Annotated in this window: 14 protein-coding genes and 3 pseudogenes; 8 read left to right on the top strand and 9 right to left on the bottom strand. The window is 37.3% G+C overall.

Annotation, left to right across the window (positions count from 1 at the left end):
* Positions 1 to 6: 6 nt before the first annotated feature.
* The 5 genes from PSE60_RS10670 to cecR all read right to left on the bottom strand — a co-directional run bounded on the left by PSE60_RS10670 (position 7) and on the right by cecR (position 5,855).
* Positions 7 to 1,113: an ABC transporter permease gene (locus PSE60_RS10670; RefSeq protein WP_272665401.1), complete on the bottom strand. Its 1,107-nt coding sequence runs from the start codon at positions 1,111 to 1,113 to the stop codon at positions 7 to 9.
* Between the two features lie 9 nt (positions 1,114 to 1,122).
* Positions 1,123 to 2,262, bottom strand: a complete 1,140-nt coding sequence (locus tag PSE60_RS10665; protein WP_272665400.1) for an ABC transporter permease — start codon at positions 2,260 to 2,262, stop codon at positions 1,123 to 1,125.
* On the bottom strand, positions 2,259 to 3,998 hold the full coding sequence (locus tag PSE60_RS10660) for an ATP-binding cassette domain-containing protein (RefSeq protein WP_272665399.1): 1,740 nt from the start codon (positions 3,996 to 3,998) through the stop codon (positions 2,259 to 2,261). Before PSE60_RS10660 ends, PSE60_RS10665 begins: the two co-directional genes overlap by 4 nt.
* 9 nt (positions 3,999 to 4,007) lie before the next feature.
* A complete protein-coding gene (hlyD, locus tag PSE60_RS10655) occupies positions 4,008 to 5,003 on the bottom strand; it encodes a secretion protein HlyD (RefSeq protein WP_272665398.1) in 996 nt (331 codons plus the stop codon).
* Positions 5,004 to 5,156: 153 nt separating this feature from the next.
* On the bottom strand, positions 5,157 to 5,855 hold the full coding sequence (gene cecR / locus PSE60_RS10650) for a transcriptional regulator CecR (RefSeq protein WP_272665397.1): 699 nt from the start codon (positions 5,853 to 5,855) through the stop codon (positions 5,157 to 5,159).
* A gap of 285 nt (positions 5,856 to 6,140) precedes the next feature.
* On the opposite strand from cecR, the gene rhlE reads away from it, so the two are divergent.
* The 6 genes and pseudogenes from rhlE (at position 6,141) to PSE60_RS10620 (ending at position 12,052) form a co-directional block, all read left to right on the top strand.
* A complete protein-coding gene (rhlE, locus tag PSE60_RS10645; RefSeq protein WP_272665396.1) occupies positions 6,141 to 7,478 on the top strand; it encodes an ATP-dependent RNA helicase RhlE in 1,338 nt (445 codons plus the stop codon).
* 168 nt (positions 7,479 to 7,646) lie between these two features.
* Positions 7,647 to 7,931 (top strand): annotated as a pseudogene (locus PSE60_RS10640) (tRNA-dihydrouridine synthase); the annotation flags it as partial.
* 43 nt (positions 7,932 to 7,974) lie between these two features.
* Positions 7,975 to 8,871 carry a T6SS immunity protein Tli4 family protein gene (locus tag PSE60_RS10635; RefSeq protein WP_272665395.1) on the top strand — a complete coding sequence of 299 codons (897 nt, stop codon included), beginning with the start codon at positions 7,975 to 7,977 and terminating at the stop codon, positions 8,869 to 8,871.
* Between the two features lie 543 nt (positions 8,872 to 9,414).
* Positions 9,415 to 10,347, top strand: coding sequence for a tRNA dihydrouridine(16) synthase DusC (gene dusC, locus PSE60_RS10630; RefSeq protein ID WP_272665394.1), 933 nt, complete (start codon positions 9,415 to 9,417; stop codon positions 10,345 to 10,347).
* 268 nt (positions 10,348 to 10,615) lie between these two features.
* A complete protein-coding gene (locus PSE60_RS10625) occupies positions 10,616 to 10,888 on the top strand; it encodes a hypothetical protein (protein ID WP_272665393.1) in 273 nt (90 codons plus the stop codon).
* Between the two features lie 180 nt (positions 10,889 to 11,068).
* Positions 11,069 to 12,052, top strand: a complete 984-nt coding sequence (locus tag PSE60_RS10620) for a primase-helicase family protein (RefSeq protein WP_272665392.1) — start codon at positions 11,069 to 11,071, stop codon at positions 12,050 to 12,052.
* A gap of 84 nt (positions 12,053 to 12,136) precedes the next feature.
* Here PSE60_RS10620 and PSE60_RS10615 read toward each other — a convergent pair whose 3' ends face one another.
* Positions 12,137 to 12,451 (bottom strand): hypothetical protein, encoded by a 315-nt coding sequence (locus tag PSE60_RS10615; protein ID WP_272665391.1) that lies wholly within the window; start codon positions 12,449 to 12,451, stop codon positions 12,137 to 12,139.
* A gap of 570 nt (positions 12,452 to 13,021) precedes the next feature.
* Positions 13,022 to 13,432 (bottom strand): annotated as a pseudogene (locus PSE60_RS20630) (DUF3732 domain-containing protein); the annotation flags it as partial.
* A gap of 19 nt (positions 13,433 to 13,451) precedes the next feature.
* Between PSE60_RS20630 and PSE60_RS10610 the strand changes: the two are divergent.
* Positions 13,452 to 14,114 (top strand): annotated as a pseudogene (locus PSE60_RS10610) (tRNA-dihydrouridine synthase); the annotation flags it as partial.
* Between the two features lie 159 nt (positions 14,115 to 14,273).
* Positions 14,274 to 14,522 (top strand): GlsB/YeaQ/YmgE family stress response membrane protein, encoded by a 249-nt coding sequence (locus PSE60_RS10605; protein ID WP_004256598.1) that lies wholly within the window; start codon positions 14,274 to 14,276, stop codon positions 14,520 to 14,522.
* A gap of 77 nt (positions 14,523 to 14,599) precedes the next feature.
* Here PSE60_RS10605 and sseA read toward each other — a convergent pair whose 3' ends face one another.
* Entirely contained in the window at positions 14,600 to 15,439 is an 840-nt protein-coding gene (gene sseA, locus PSE60_RS10600) for a 3-mercaptopyruvate sulfurtransferase (RefSeq protein ID WP_272665390.1), read from the bottom strand.
* A gap of 38 nt (positions 15,440 to 15,477) precedes the next feature.
* Entirely contained in the window at positions 15,478 to 15,639 is a 162-nt protein-coding gene (locus PSE60_RS10595; RefSeq protein ID WP_004256593.1) for a hypothetical protein, read from the bottom strand.
* Positions 15,640 to 15,772: the final 133 nt, after the last annotated feature.

The raw sequence follows: 15,772 nt of genomic DNA, 5'->3' as shown, positions 1-15,772 counted from the left end.
TTATGATCACGCTATTTTCTTCCTAAATAAATAATAAGCCACTGAACTGGTGATTATCGCAATGATAAATAATGGCCATAAACTATGGAAGATAACTGAAAAATCAGCATTTTTTAGGTATATCTGTTTGGTGATTTCAGTGAAATGGCGAATTGGGTTAATCCAAGTAATTTGTTGCAGCCAAACTGGCATGTTCTCGACTGGGGAAATATAACCTGATAACAGCACCGCTGGCATCATAAAGACAAATACCCCAATGAATGCTTGTTGCTGAGTTGAACACAGTGCTGAAATGAGTAAACCAAACCCTACCAATGACAATCCGTAAAATAACATGGTGGCATAAAAGAGGAGCAAGGAGCCAGCAAAAGGAATTTGATAGCAAAATATCCCAATAACTAGGACTAAACTCGCCTGTGCAGTCGCAACGATCAACGCAGGTACCGCCTTACCAATAAATATTTGCCAAGTGGTTAGGGGAGAAACGAGTAATTGGTCAAGGGTGCCTTGTTCTCTTTCCCTCGCGATAGAAAGCGATGTCACAATCAATACCCCAATCGTTGTTATTAAAGCTACCAATGAAGGCACAATAAACCATTTATAATCTAAATTTGGGTTGTACCAATTACGAACGATTAATTCACTGTTGTTTGGTACAGGCTGTGATTGAGTTAACTCATGTTGGTATTGAGTGACAATTTGTGCAACATAGTTTGCTGCAATTTGCGCACTATTTGAATTACGTCCATCAAGAAGTAACAGCATATTAGCATTATGGCGACTCGCAATATCAGCACTAAAATTTTGCCCAAAACGGACAACCAGCAGTGCTTTGCGATTATCAAGCGTTTCACGAATATCGTATTCATTCTTCAATAATAAAACGTGAGAAAATGCACTGGCTTTGGCGAGACGTTGCGTCAGCTCGATAGAATGCTCACCATTGTCTTGGTCAAAAATAGCAATAGTTGTGTTAGTCACCTCAAGTGTGGCGGCCAGAGGAAATAAAATCATCTGAAATATCACGGGCAAAATGAGGATAACCCGTGTTTGCGGTTCTTGAAGTAATGATTGAAGTTCTTTCATAATTAAAGTGTATAGACGATAAAACATAACGTCACCTCAATCCAAACGACGGCGAGTTTTTAGCGCCGTCAGTCCAATAAATAGTATTGCAGATGCGATTAATAGCAGGAAATCTATCAATAAAACAATATAGATATCACCGGCAAGAAAGAGTGTTTGTAAGCTACTGACAAAATACCGGGCAGGGATAAAATAAGTCACAGCCTGAATAATGGCTGGCATGCTATCAATTTCAAAAATAAACCCAGATAACATAATGGCAGGTAAGAAGGCGGCATTCAGAGCGACCATCGCTGCATTAAATTGGTTACGAGTAATTGTTGAAATCAATAACCCCATTCCCAGTGCGGTTGCCAAATAAAGACTGGTAATGACAAATAAGACCAATAGAGAGCCGCGATAAGGTACCTCTAAGATAAATATGGTGACAAACATGCATAACACCATCACAAAAGTACCGAGAACTTGGTAAGGCAATAATTTTGAAAGCAATAATTCAGTTTTAGTAATCTGAGTTGACAGTAATGCTTCCATCGTGCCACGTTCCCATTCTCTTGCGATAACTAAGGAGGTCAAAATAGCACCAACTACGGTAATAATGATACTAATTGCCCCTGGAATAATAAAATGCTGACTAATTGCAGCTTCATTAAACCAATAGCGCATATTGAGCTCAATTAAGGGTTCTGTTGAGTAGCCTTTATTTTCCCCTTGTTGAATTAGCCACGTTTGCCACACACCTTGGGTATAAGCTTGTACAAAGTTAGCGGTATTCGGTTCGCTACCATCAGTAATGACTTGAATTGCGGCATAGCCTTGATTTTGCAGTAATTGGGCTGAGAAATTCACTGGAATGACGATAATGCCGCGAATTTCCCCTGCTTGCATTTTATCGATTAATAAATGGCGGTTATCACTAATGGTGGCATCAATAAATGGTGAACCCGTGAAGGTATCAACCAATTCACGTGCTGGCGAACTTTGTTGCTCAAGTAAAATACCGACACGTAATTTACTTGAATCTAAATTGATACCGTAACCAAAAATAAATAACAACATCAATGGGATAACTACAGCGATAAGGGCGCTGCTAGGATCGCGAACAATTTGTTTACTTTCTTTCCAGCACAGCGCTTTAAGCCTACGCCATGAAAAATGGGAAGCGGAGCGAGTCATTGAGCCTCCTGTTGCTTATCATAATTCATGATAAGCTCAATAAATGCATCTTCCATGGATGGGTCAGGGTTTTCAGTGCTGGCGACTTGCTGTTTCAGTTCATCAGGGGTTCCCGCCGCAATAATTTTTCCATGGTAAACCAGCCCGATACGGTCACAATATTCTGCCTCATCCATAAAGTGAGTCGTGACCATAACGGTAACGCCTTTATCAACCATGCCATTGATATGTAACCAAAATTCTCTACGGGTTAGTGGATCAACGCCTGAGGTTGGCTCATCTAAAAATAAGATATCAGGCTCATGCATCAATGAGCAGGCGAGGGCTAAACGTTGTTTATAACCCAAAGGGAGGGATTCAGTAACCTGATTGATAATCGGTTTGAAATTAAAAGCCTCAACCATTTCTTGGATTTTTTTGGTTTGTTGTTGATGATGCAAACCATAAACACCTGAAAAAAATTTCAGGTTTTGCCCTACTTTTAGGTTGCCGTACAGCGAGAACTTTTGTGCCATATAACCAAGGTGCTGTCTGACTTTGTTTGAACTTGTTTTTAAATCCATTCCAAGAACGAGTGCTTGCCCATCTGTTGGCTTCATTAACGCACACATCATTTTAAAAGTCGTCGATTTTCCTGCACCATTTGGTCCCAATAAACCAAAAATTTCTCCACGTTTAACTTGAAAATTTACGGTATCAGTTGCCGCAAATTGGCCAAATTTTTTGGTTAAATTACGCGCTTCTATGACGGTTTCTTCAGGATTAGGCGGAATTTGCGGTACGATAGCGGCTAATTCTGAACGATGAGATGGACCTCCACCTAACAAGTCAATAAACGCATCTTCAAAACGTGGCTGTGCCTCAATGAGTTTTCCATCTGCCATATTTAATGCAGTTAATAAATTCGCTTGTGAAGCATTAGGTTTCAAAATTAAGCGAATATAGCGTCCTTGGATCACGCCATCGGTGGTTTCAGGTAATACGAGTGCATTTTGCAATACCGTGCGTTTTTGTGAGGCAGGTACATCAAGTAAAAACGAACGTCCGGCCATTTTTTGAGTCAATAATTCGGGTTTTCCTGCATAAAGCTGTTTGCCTTTATTTAACAGCAGCACATTTTTACATTGCTGAGCTTCATCTAAATAAGAAGTACTCCAAAGAATTAGCATTCCATCATCGGCAAGAGTATGAACCATTTGCCATAATTCGCGTCGAGCGATGGGGTCAACACCAACACCGGGTTCGTCGAGTAAAAGAACTTTGGGTTTTCCTAATAATGTACAGGCCAATCCGAGTTTTTGCTTCATTCCTCCCGATAACTTACCAGCTAGCCTATCGGTAAAAGGAGCTAGGCTGGTGAAAGAAAGCAGTTGTTGGTAGGTTTTTTGCCGCTCTTCGCCGAGTACCCCACGCAAATCTGCGTATAAATTTAAATTTTCTTGTACGGTCAGGTCTTCATATAAACCAAATTTTTGGGGCATATAGCCAAGGTCGGCTCGCATAGCAATGCTGTCGTCGATAGGGTCAAGCCCCATCACGCTAATTTTCCCTGCATCTGGCTTTAATAGTCCTGCAATCATACGCATTAAGGTTGTCTTTCCTGCACCATCAGGACCGACAAGGCCAGTTACAGAACCCCCATGAATATCAATTGTTAAGCTTTCAACGGCTGGAGTATCCAAGCCAACAAATGTTTTCTCGACATTGGATAGGCGGATACTGTAATCATCACTCATAGCAAACTCTTACTGTTTATTATCAGCAAATTGAATAGTTACTGGCATTCCTTGACGTAAAGCATCATCAGCATCATTGACGACGATACGTAGTCGATAGACTAAGTCGGTTCTTAAATCCGGTGTTTGTACGCTTTTAGGAGTAAATTCGGCTGTAGGGGAAACAAAACCGATGGTGCCATGGTAAGGCTGATTTGGGCGGCTATCTGTATACAGTAAGACTTCTTTACCGGGGATGGCATCACCGAGGTGCGGTTCACTCACATAGGCTCGAACCCAAACTGGATTAGTTAAAGTGACGCTAAAGACGGTATTACCTGCACCGATGATCGTGCCCGGCTCTATTGCTCGGGTTAAAACAGTTCCAGAGGAAGGTGCAGTTAAAACGGTATCTTGTAAGTCGAGTTCAGCTTGAGCAACAGCAGCTTCGGCTTGTAGCCATTCGCCTCGCGCAGCGGCTATTTCTTCTTGGCGAAAGCCACTTTGGTATTGGTTCAGTTTATCTTGTGCTGCTTGAAGGGCGGCAAATGCTTGGTTTCGATTGTTCTTCGCGTTGTCTAAGTCATTAGCTGAAATCACGCGAGACGCAGCAAGCCCTTGCTGACGTTTATAGAAGTTGTCGGCATACTGCCAAGCAGCTTGTCTTTGCGCAACTTCAGCTTCAACTTGTGCAATCTCTTGAGTTCGGTAACCACTTTCTTTCAAAGCAAGTTGAGCTTTGGCGCTGTCACGTACCCCTTTGGCTTTATTTAAGGCATTGATGTAGGGGGCATCATCCAGTTGACCAAGTTGCTCGCCTGCAATAATTTTTGCGCCTTCATCAACGTTTAGGGATTTGAGCTTACCTGACACTCGAAAACCAAGATTTACTGTCCGGACATCTACATTGCCGTAGAGAGTTAATATTTTGTCTTGCTGTGATTGATAGTAGTAATAACCGCCAATTGCAGCACCGATTAATATGAGAATAATGAAAACAACAACAGAACGGTTTTTATTGCTCATAGCTAACCTTACTTAAAGAATCCACGATATGAAAACAAATTATGTTGTTAGAGGCCGCTGTTTTTAATGGAGAAATGTGGCTCAAGTTGCAATAAAATCATCAGCCTCTAGTTATTATCAATGTGAATGAATCACTTTAATATTTTTATCATATCACTTTTCATATTGTTTGCGATGGCGTAAGCCTGCTAATAATATATTTGTATGTTCAATAAGAACTTGATTAATAATTTTAAATTCATTTTCATTAATATGTTTCCAACCAGTTTGGCGTAATAACGTTTCTCGAGCAATACGAAATGAAAGCGTTTCGCCAAGGATTGCGTGTGTATGAATTAACGTTGTTAAATGATTGGGGTCAGCGCCAATATAAATCGCAATCAAGCGGTTTAGGCGCGAATGTATTGGGCCTAAAGCTTGTTCATGGATTATCGTATAGGCTTCGGTGGGGTTGAGTTGTTCACGTGCTAATATGCGAGAAAAGCTTAAATTTTTCTTTTCCAACTGAAAATGATTATAAGCAATGACTGTTTTTTGTAGTAAATCAAGTGCATTATCAGTTACCTGTACTGACAAAGGTTGATTTAGAAAATTGTCAATTGCTTGAAAAACATCATGGAAATCGTCCCTGATTGTTTTTGCGATAAGCTGAGCAACAGCTAAGTAAAGCCCTTCTTTTGATCCAAAATAATAAGAAATTGCGGCAATATTTTGCCCTGATGCCTGTGCGATTTTGCGTGTAGTAGCGCCATCAAGCCCTTGTTCTCCATATACATCAGCAGCAGTAAGAAGCAATTGCATTTTTGCATTTTCTCCTCGCAATGTTGACGATGAACTTGTATTCATAACCATTCCTTTAAAAATTCAGAATTAAATAACACCTAATTAGCTCTTAATGGCTTTTCATGTTAATAAAAAGTAAAAAACGACATCTCATAGTACCATGTAAGTATATATACTATACGAATGAGATTTTATATTAATTTATTAAGCAAACTAAATTAATATATTTATCATCTGCAAATAATGTTAGAATTTTACACAGTGTCGCACGGCAGTTTGCGCTTTTTCTTCTGACTCACTTCCCCCATAACTGCCACATTCAATTTGAAGCGGTGAAGCCCGGAGTAATTTAATTTGACTACTTTTTCAGACCTCGCGTTAAACGAGGAAATTTTGCTTGCCATTAATGAATTAGGTTATGAAAGCCCTACGCCTATTCAACAACAAGCTATCCCAGCCGTGCTTGCAGGAAACGACCTTTTAGCTAGCGCTCAAACAGGTACAGGTAAAACAGCAGGTTTTACATTACCAATTTTACAAAAGCTTATTACAACTCCTCGAGCAGGAAAGGATCGCAAGCCTATTCGCGCGTTAATTCTGACGCCAACAAGGGAGCTTGCAGCGCAAGTTGCTGAAAATGTAAAAGAATATAGCCGTCATTTACGTATTCGTTCTTTTGTGGTTTTTGGTGGGGTGAGTATTAACCCGCAAATGATGAAGTTACGTGGCGGGGTTGATGTCCTAATTGCAACTCCGGGGCGTTTATTAGATTTAGCGCATCAAAATGCAGTAGACCTTTCTCAGGTCGAAGTTTTTGTACTGGATGAAGCTGACCGTATGTTAGACATGGGGTTCATTCATGATATTCGTAGGGTGATTAATAAGTTACCTAAAAAACGCCAAAACTTATTGTTCTCAGCAACGTTTTCTGACGAAATCAAACAACTGGCGAATAAATTACTCAATAACCCGGTAACTATTGAAGTTGCTCCGCGAAACTCAGCTTCTGAGCAAGTAACTCAATATGTACATTTGGTTGATAAAAAACGAAAAGCGGAATTGCTTTCGTTTATGATTGGCCGTGAAAATTGGCAACAAGTCCTTGTTTTTACTCGTACAAAACATGGTGCAAATCGTCTTGCTGAGCATTTAAATAAAGATGGTGTTAAAGCTGCGGCTATTCATGGCAACAAGAGCCAAGGGGCGCGTACTCGTGCATTAGCTGACTTTAAATCTGGGGATATTCGTGTTTTAGTAGCAACGGATATCGCCGCTCGTGGTCTCGATATTGAACAGCTTCCTTATGTAGTGAATTTTGAGCTACCTAATGTTGCAGAAGATTATGTTCACCGTATTGGTCGTACAGGCCGTGCAGAAGCAACTGGAATGGCCGTTTCCTTAGTATGTATCGATGAGGCTAAGTTACTTAAGGATATTGAAAAATTATTGAAAAAATCGATTCCATTGATGGCGATTGAAGGCTATGAGCCCGACCCATCCATCAAAGCGGAGCCTATTCAAAAAACACCACAACGCAATGAACGTCGTTCAGGCGCTTCAGGTGATAGGAATCAAAGTAAAGCACCACGTCGTAGCAATGCACCATCGTCAAAGCCAAGTTCAGGGAAGGGGGCAGGCTCCCCATGGAAAAACGCACAGAAAAAAGTCAAACAGGGGCGTAGTGACAGTTAACCTCCCATAATCTTGTAGCTCTTTTTAATGTTAATAGCATTGGCTAGAGCTATTTGAAAAACCATTTCAAGCCAGTCTCTGGTCACTCCTGTCTTAGAATTTTTCCTGCTTATCAATTAAATAAACGGTATGATAAGCAGGAATTATTACGTTTTTTGTGAGCCATTTATGCTCGTTTTGTTAGCTCCTATGGAAGGAGTTTTAGACCCCCTAGTTCGTTGTTTATTAAGTGAAGTTAATAACTATGACCTGTGCATAACCGAGTTTGTTCGCGTGGTTGATACCCTTTTACCTGCAAAAACATTTTACCGTTTATGCCCTGAACTAAAGTATGGAAGCCGCACCCCTTAAGGGACATTAGTTCGTGTGCAACTATTAGGGCAGCATCCTCAGTGGTTGGCAGAAAATGCAAACCGAGCGGCTGAATTAGGATCTTGGGGAGTCGACTTAAATTATTGATGTCCCTGATTCATTCAATAATCGGCTACGCGATAGTGTGTATATTGATGATTTTAAAATTGAAAGCAAGTTTATCTATCCACCTGCATTTAAGCAACGTATCACGTTACGTGAAGCAGAATTACGGGAATGGAAAACTAGCGCAGACAATGCACCGATGCTGAAAGAGGTTATTCAATTACCGGATGGTAAAGGTGTTATTTTTGATAGAAACAAACCAACATCAAATGATGCGTATCGAATATTAGAAGCTCATGTGTATGTGAATCATATCGCATTTGTTATTACTACAAACATCAGGGATTTTTCTGATAAAAAGTACGAAAAAAAGAAATTGGTGTTTTTAGCTAGAGGATTTACAGAGGTTCAGTCAAATGAAAAACCAACAAAATTAATCGCAATGCAATCATTAATCTCTCGATTACAAGGTCGTTTAGATCACGAAATTCCGACGGAAAAAGGGGCTTGTATCCCGAATGGTTTTATTTTAGATAATAATGAAAAACCTAAGCAGCAAATTTCATTTATTTATGAAAATGATGAATTATTGCTTTCCGTTGAATCCGATAATCGTTTTGCTGGCTCTAATGATACCTTATTAAGCCGAAGTGCTGAGATAAATGCGGTTATACGTAAACAGAATAGAGAAACGATCAAGAACGGAAGTTTATCGCCTAATAATATTCCTTCACAAGAATGGTTAGTAAAAGGTGAACAAGAGGTCTATTCTGAAGTGGAAAACAAAAGAATACCCCATTTACCGTATTATAATTTTTTGTTCTTTGCTAATGAAACTAAGGGAACATTAAGCATTCCAAAGGTAGAGATTGTTATAAATAACATCAATAAATTTTCAACATACAGTGAAGCTGAGATGGTTGAAATTTGGGATCGAATTGTTGGTTCTTTACGTTATAAACCGAATGCTTTTTGATAGTCTAAACCCCATATAGAATGCTATGTGAACTAGGAAATTTGCTTTTATTTTCAGTATGATTTTGTTATTCAGAGACGGAAAAGACGGTCAACTATTTTCGGAACATTGAAATATTCTGAAGCCATTTCATAGTTGTATCTGAGTATAAATAGACTATAACATTGCAGAAAAACTAGGGAGTAGCTCTGGGGCGAAAAATACCTGATTGCTTTGCATATGCTGGCTTAATGAAGTGAATTCTGAGGTCTGGAAGAACATATTACTACTGGTTAGCAACGTACGAGCCAACAAGTAAAAATGGCGGTGGACTAAGTTTTTTTGCTCATATAATATTTGAAAGGTGTGTTATATAAGCTAATTCGTTCAGGTAAATTATATTATTCAGACTAAGAAATTATCATCAAAGATGGTATTTATGAAGGCTTGCAACAAGTAGTAAACCAGTAATTTTGTGCGCTAATTTGAACTATTTGATGTTAAGAAAATATAATTTTACCGAATAATTAAAATTTTAAATATGTAGTGTGTTATGAGAGATCTATGCGTGTATTACTAGCCCCAATGGAAGGTGTCCTTGATTCTTTAGTTAGAGAAATTTTAAGTGAAGTAAATGACTATGACTTATGTATTACTGAATTTTTACGTGTTGTAGATCAGTTACTTCCAGTAAAATCCTTTTATCGGATTTGTCCTGAACTAGATAATAAAAGCTGTACACTATCAGGAACGTTAGTGCGTATTCAGTTACTTGGGCAGTTTCCTGAATGGTTGGCTGAAAATGCGGCTAGAGCTATAGAATTAGGTTCATATGGTGTCGATTTGAATTGCGGCTGTCCGTCAAAAGTGGTGAATGGAAGTGGTGGTGGAGCTACATTACTCAAAGACCCTGAGCTAATATACAAAGCGACTAAAGCAATACGTGAGGCTGTTCCTAGTGATCTCCCTGTAACAGTAAAGATACGTTTAGGATGGGATTCTAATGAACAAAAGTTTGAAATAGCAGATGCTGTTGAGCAGGCTGGTGCAACGGAAATTACGATTCATGGGCGAACAAAAGAAGATGGTTACAAAGCTGAACGTATTAATTGGCAAGCTATATGCGAAATTCGTAAAAGGTTATCAATTCCTGTTATTGCAAATGGCGAAATATGGGATTACTCAAGTTCTCAAAAGTGTCTAGAAATTACAGGTTGTGATGCCGTAATGTTAGGAAGAGGGGCATTAAACATTCCAAACCTTAGTCGAGTAGTGAAATATAATGAGCCTAAAATGAATTGGTTTGATGTAGTTAAGTTATTGCAAAAATACGTACAGTTAGAAAAGCAAGGGGATACTGGGCTGTATCATGTTGCTCGCATCAAACAATGGTTAGGTTATTTACGCAAAGAGTATAGTGAGGCTTCGGACCTTTTTACAGAAATTAGACAATTAAAAACGTCAAAAGATATAGCACAAATCATCCAATCTATATGAGAAAAACAATTTGGATATCAAATTTCCATAGATACCTTCAAGTTCCAGTTGAATTCAATATATTATTTTTCATCTATGGATGTTTAACTAATTGATTTTAATGATTGTTTTTTTGTTTTTTTGTTTTTTTGTTTTTTTGTTTTTTTGTTTTTTGTGATTTTCCACCGATCCATAGATTACATTGAGTTTAATAACTCTTATAATTGAGTGGCACTATTGTTCTAACATACACGTATGAATAAATGAGAATGTTATGAGTAGGGTTGATATGGAAGATAATAGAGTAATAATTGATAATTCGATTTATCCTATATTTATTGAGGTTAAGAACGAACAAAACATCGATTCTTTAGAATATTACGTTAAAAGTATACATCAATCAGTTACAATATCGTTGAGTGGAAAAAGCGCAATATTAAGAGTTTTCGATAAAAACAACCAAAAAGAGATCGAATATCACCCTCATCGCGATTTTGAGCGGCTTTATTCTCATATAAATTGTGTTATTACAATGAAGAATGGTGGGGAATTTTTAAAATAATATACAAAAGTTTGGTTAGGTTCTCAGAGAAAAAGAGCGGCACTTAATGGTATAGAGTTTGATCCTAAAAAAGATCCGTTAAGTATTAATAATCAAGTTTTCAGTATCTATCAAGGGTTCGGAATAAAGCCCGAGCCTAGTCAAAAAAGTGATATATCACCATGGCTAGAACTAGTTACAGTGATTTGTAATAACGACAAAGCTAAAATAGATTACTTAATTAATTGGCTTGCTCATTCAATACAAAAACCAGAAGAAAAACCTGGCGTTGCAATAGTTATGAGGTCTGGTCAAGGTTATGGAAAAGGATCATTGATGAAGCCTTTTTCATCAATATTTGGTGCTCATTACATGCATTCTACAAATAGCAAAGATATTAGTAGTAATTTTAATGCGGTATTAGAAAATAAATTGATGGTTTTTTTTGATGAGGCATTTGCAGGTACAAACCAAGCGACTGATATTTTAAAAGGTTTAATCACTGAAGATAAATTAAGAGTAGAAAGAAAAGGTTTCGATACTTATTTTGTGGATAATTATATTAGAATTGTTATGGCGTCAAATAGAGAAAATATTATTCGGTTTGAAAAATATAAACGGAGGTACTTATATATTGATGTGCCTGAAAGTAATAAGCAATCTATTGACAAATTTGATAAATACTATACTTGGGAAAAAAATGGTGGTGCAGAAAAGCTATTTGGCTATTTAAAAAATTTAAATATTGAAAATTTTAATCCAAGAGTGGCACCAAAAACAAATGAGTTAAATAGTATAAAAATGTATTCATTTAGTGGTTCTGAACAAATTTTATATCACATATTAAATGATGAAAACTCATTTAATGAGGTTTTCATTCAAAATAAAGATTGGGGTATGATTTATAAACAAACCCTGAGTTTAGCACAAATTTATGGCGTAAAAAAAGAACTAATAAATAATATAGCTTTAGGAAAACTATTAACTAAATTAGGTTTTAAGAAAAAAAGAAGAAGAACTTCTGAAGGCAGTACATATGAGTTCATTATTCCCTTTAAGGAAAATATAATGAACTCAATAAGAACAAAATTTGAAGAGGTAATGGGCTTTGATATTGAATGGTGCCTATTAAATGATCATTTGGAATTGGTGCCAAATAATTTGGAGGAAATTTTAATTGTTTAGTGAGAGATTTTTTATATTACTCAGACTAAACAATAATATATTATGATTCTATTTTTTAGTCTGATTGTTATTAAAAATAAATCATTATGAGTAATTATCAAAAAACTTCATAAACTGACTGTATACCTCTGTATAACCAAATTTTTTACTTAAATCTTCAATTGTAGAATTTATTATTTCATTCTTATCTGAAACTATTTTAGGTGCATTTAAAATTCCATTTTTAAAAGAAACAGTGAATTCAAATTTATTTGCTCGTTTAATTTTAGAAAAAATCAACTGTCTTGATCGAGTGGTTTTCAACCAAGAGATAGTAGCATAATGCTCACCAACAGCAATTATGGCATTTTTATATTTATCTTTAATAATTATCCAAAACTTTGGAGAGATTATTTCCATTTTACTTATTATTTTTTGTTGAGAGTTAAAGTCTATAGATTTTCTATGAATAGATGGTATTTCGTTATAGGATTTAGCATATACTATTTCAATTTTCTTTTGGTGAGTTCTAGTTTCAGTATTCCTGTCTTCTACATAAAAACTAGTTAGATTGTAATTAATTTTGATTTCAGGATTAGAACTTGGATTTTTTTAATTAACATAAAAAAGCCTTATTAGTTATTAGTTATTAGTTATTAGTTACTAATATTTATACTGGTTATAAAATAGATTTGGGCTTCAGCCCAACGGCGCTAGCCGTTATTTTAATAAACCGGTTAACGAGGGCAAAACATTGCCACGCCAAGAGTTTGATTGACGCACGAGGTGCGGCGAGCAAGCTCGCATTTTTGTTATGAGGGACGAATTACAAAAATAATTCAGGATACAAAATGGTTACATCCTGAATTTTAACTAATATTAAAAGGCTATATTTTATAATAAAAATAATACATTAATTTTAAACTTATACCAAAAAGGTTCATTTTTATAATTAAAAAATGAACTTTTTATACCAAATTTTATATAACTCTAGTCGTCAATTTTGGGATGAATAAATCCTCTATCTCTCCATCGTGCGACTACGTATTTCTCAAAAATTTTATCATCAGAAAGCTTTAAATTATCGGCATGGTCGGATATTATTATCTGAGGAATACACTTTGTCTCAGCTAATGTTGTATTGCAAAAATCTATAATTACATTGAAAAAATTTTCTACCGCATTAATATCATGGTTTAGTGAATCACTATCCTTATAAGACAAGTTTTCAGGTTCGAATTTAACATCAGAGTTATCAATACTAGGAAAATAAACTTGACTTGGTTGATCTAAAAATAATATAGGAGGTATTTTGCAATTATCTAGATAACAGAAAAGTTTTTGTAATGATAGGAATAGTGAAAGGTGGCAATAAAGCCAATTAGCTCCACTTCCCATAGATCTTAAATATGTATCCTACATAAACTTTGCCTGTCCATCAAAAACAGTCAATGGTCATGGTGATGGTGCGACTTTATTAAAGCAACCCGATTTAATCTATCGAGCCGCTAAAGCAATGCGAGAAGCAGTTCCAAAAGAGTTACCTATTTCGGTTAAGGTTCGTTTGGGATGGGATAGTTCTGAATTTGCTTATGAAATTGCAGATGCAGTTCAACAAGCAGGAGCAACAGAACTTACTGTCCATGGTAGAACCAAAGAAGACGGTTATAAAGCAGAGTGCATTAATTGGTCTGCCATTGGCGAAATCCGTCGTAAATTGTCGATCCCAGTGATTGCTAATGGTGAGATTTGGGATTATACAAGTGCACAGCGCTGCCTTGAAATCACAGGATGTGATGCTGTGATGATTGGCCGTGGAGCACTCAATACGCCAAACCTTAGCCGGGTGGTCAAATTTAATGAGTCTAAAATGCCTTGGGATCAAGTTGGCAAGTTGTTATTAAAGTATACGGAACTTGAAAAACAAGGGGATACAGGCCATTACCATGCTGCCCGAATTAAACAATGGCTAGGCTATTTACGCAAAGAATATCATCAGGCAGATGAACTATTTTCTCAAGTTAGATCGTTAAAAAATGCCCAACAGATTTCACAAGAGATAACTGAAATAGTGAACAATTAATTATGAATAATGTTAATTAGCAAGAATTTATAGTTGCGAAATTAACTTATAGGGTCTTTACTTAATTGGTAGGAGAGCGATTTAATTTACTTAAAGCTCTACTATTATATGAGAAAATTTTGACATTATAGTGAAATTACCGAGTCTGGGAGGCGTAAGATGGGTGTAATTGCTTGGATTATTTTTGGTCTAATTGCAGGTGTTTTAGCTAAGTGGCTGATGCCAGGTACTTATCACATGGGGTTCATTATGACCACCGTGCTGGGGATTGTTGGTGCCGTTGTGGGTGGTTACATCAGTACTTTCTTTGGTAAAGGAAAAGTTGATGGCTTCAACTTTGGGAGTTTTGTTGTCGCGGTCATCGGTGCGATTGTCGTACTGTTCTTAGCCGGGATATTTGCCAAATAGCCATTTTCTCTACTTGGTAAATGCTCATTCTATAAGCCACTTAAATATCGAGTGGCTTATATTTTTATGGGAGAAGATTACGACTCGATTGGCAGGCCGTTATCTTGCCCCCATTGGGCCCATGAACCATCATACAAACGCAGGTTTTGATTACCTAATAACGTTAATGCCATTAATACCACAGCAGCGGTCATTCCTGAACCACAGGTAGTCACAGAGGGTGCATGGATATCTACACCTTGCTTAGCAAAGATAGCTTTAAGTTGCTCTGGTGATTTGAATGTACCATTTTCCACCAGAAGATCCCATGGGACGTTTTTGCTCCCTGGAATATGCCCCATACGCAAACCCGGACGCGGTTCTGGCGCTCGGGCAAGAAAGCGTGGCTCTGCGCGAGCATCAATAATTTGAATTTTGCCTTGATTTACAATCTCAAGTACTTGCTCTTGATTCAGTGCGTTACTGTCTTTACGTGTGGCATGGAATTGCTTCGCAGCTGGTGGAGTGACTTCCCCTGACTGAACATCAAACCCAGCAGCTTTCCAAGCATCGATGCCACCGGCTAAAATTTTAACGTTTTTGCAGCCCATCGTGGTGAAAGTCCACCATGCTCTTGGGGATGAAAATAAGTTATTCTGCGAATAAATAATAACTTGGGTGTCATTGCCAATACCCATGGTACTAACTGCTTGGCTAAAAACTTCAGCACTTGGCAGCATATGGGGTAAATCACAGCTTTTGTCTGCAATTTCATCTTGGTGAAAGAATTGAGCGTTAGGAATATGTTCTTGTAAATATTGCTGGCGGCAATCATAAGGTGCGGTTGGTGGTGGAGAAGAAGCATCGAGCACAATGATGTTATCATCAAATAGATGTGAATTTAACCATTGTGGGGTTACGAAATAATCGTTGTACATAAGCTATCTCCATCCTGGGTTGCTAAATTATTTTAAAATTACTGAATTTGATTTGGTGCTGGCAGTGCTGAAGGGGATTGCGGTTGTCCTTGCTCAAGTGGTGTTGTTGAACGCGTATAAATGTTCATACCAGCTAAAACAATACCGCCTACAGAACCAAAAGCACATAATGCGCAAAGTGCGATAACAACCTTTTTCATTTTCTATAGCCTGCCTAGTGATAAAAATCTAAATAGTGTAAGAACTCAAAGTATAACCGGATGAGTGTTGCAAACAAGTTAAAAGCTATTTTTTCTGTTGCATAATGGGCGTTTTGCAAAAAGCTTCCCAATT

Source organism: Providencia sp. PROV174 (assembly GCF_028480685.1).
Classification (GTDB): domain Bacteria; phylum Pseudomonadota; class Gammaproteobacteria; order Enterobacterales; family Enterobacteriaceae; genus Providencia; species Providencia rettgeri.
The sequence above is the reverse complement of the archived record's forward strand: the minus strand, read 5'-3'. Positions and strand labels throughout refer to the sequence as shown.

What these genes read in the sequence shown, in the direction of transcription:
- PSE60_RS10670 (WP_272665401.1), bottom strand. Translation starts at nt 1,113, where the DNA reads ATGTTTTATCGTCTATACACTTTAATTATGAAAGAACTTCAATCATTA.
- PSE60_RS10665 (WP_272665400.1), bottom strand. Translation starts at nt 2,262, where the DNA reads ATGACTCGCTCCGCTTCCCATTTTTCATGGCGTAGGCTTAAAGCGCTG.
- PSE60_RS10660 (WP_272665399.1), bottom strand. Translation starts at nt 3,998, where the DNA reads ATGAGTGATGATTACAGTATCCGCCTATCCAATGTCGAGAAAACATTT.
- hlyD (WP_272665398.1), bottom strand. Translation starts at nt 5,003, where the DNA reads ATGAGCAATAAAAACCGTTCTGTTGTTGTTTTCATTATTCTCATATTA.
- cecR (WP_272665397.1), bottom strand. Translation starts at nt 5,855, where the DNA reads ATGGTTATGAATACAAGTTCATCGTCAACATTGCGAGGAGAAAATGCA.
- dusC (WP_272665394.1), top strand. Translation starts at nt 9,415, where the DNA reads ATGCGTGTATTACTAGCCCCAATGGAAGGTGTCCTTGATTCTTTAGTT.
- PSE60_RS10625 (WP_272665393.1), top strand. Translation starts at nt 10,616, where the DNA reads ATGGAAGATAATAGAGTAATAATTGATAATTCGATTTATCCTATATTT.
- PSE60_RS10615 (WP_272665391.1), bottom strand. Translation starts at nt 12,451, where the DNA reads ATGGAAATAATCTCTCCAAAGTTTTGGATAATTATTAAAGATAAATAT.
- PSE60_RS10605 (WP_004256598.1), top strand. Translation starts at nt 14,274, where the DNA reads ATGGGTGTAATTGCTTGGATTATTTTTGGTCTAATTGCAGGTGTTTTA.
- sseA (WP_272665390.1), bottom strand. Translation starts at nt 15,439, where the DNA reads ATGTACAACGATTATTTCGTAACCCCACAATGGTTAAATTCACATCTA.
- PSE60_RS10595 (WP_004256593.1), bottom strand. Translation starts at nt 15,639, where the DNA reads ATGAAAAAGGTTGTTATCGCACTTTGCGCATTATGTGCTTTTGGTTCT.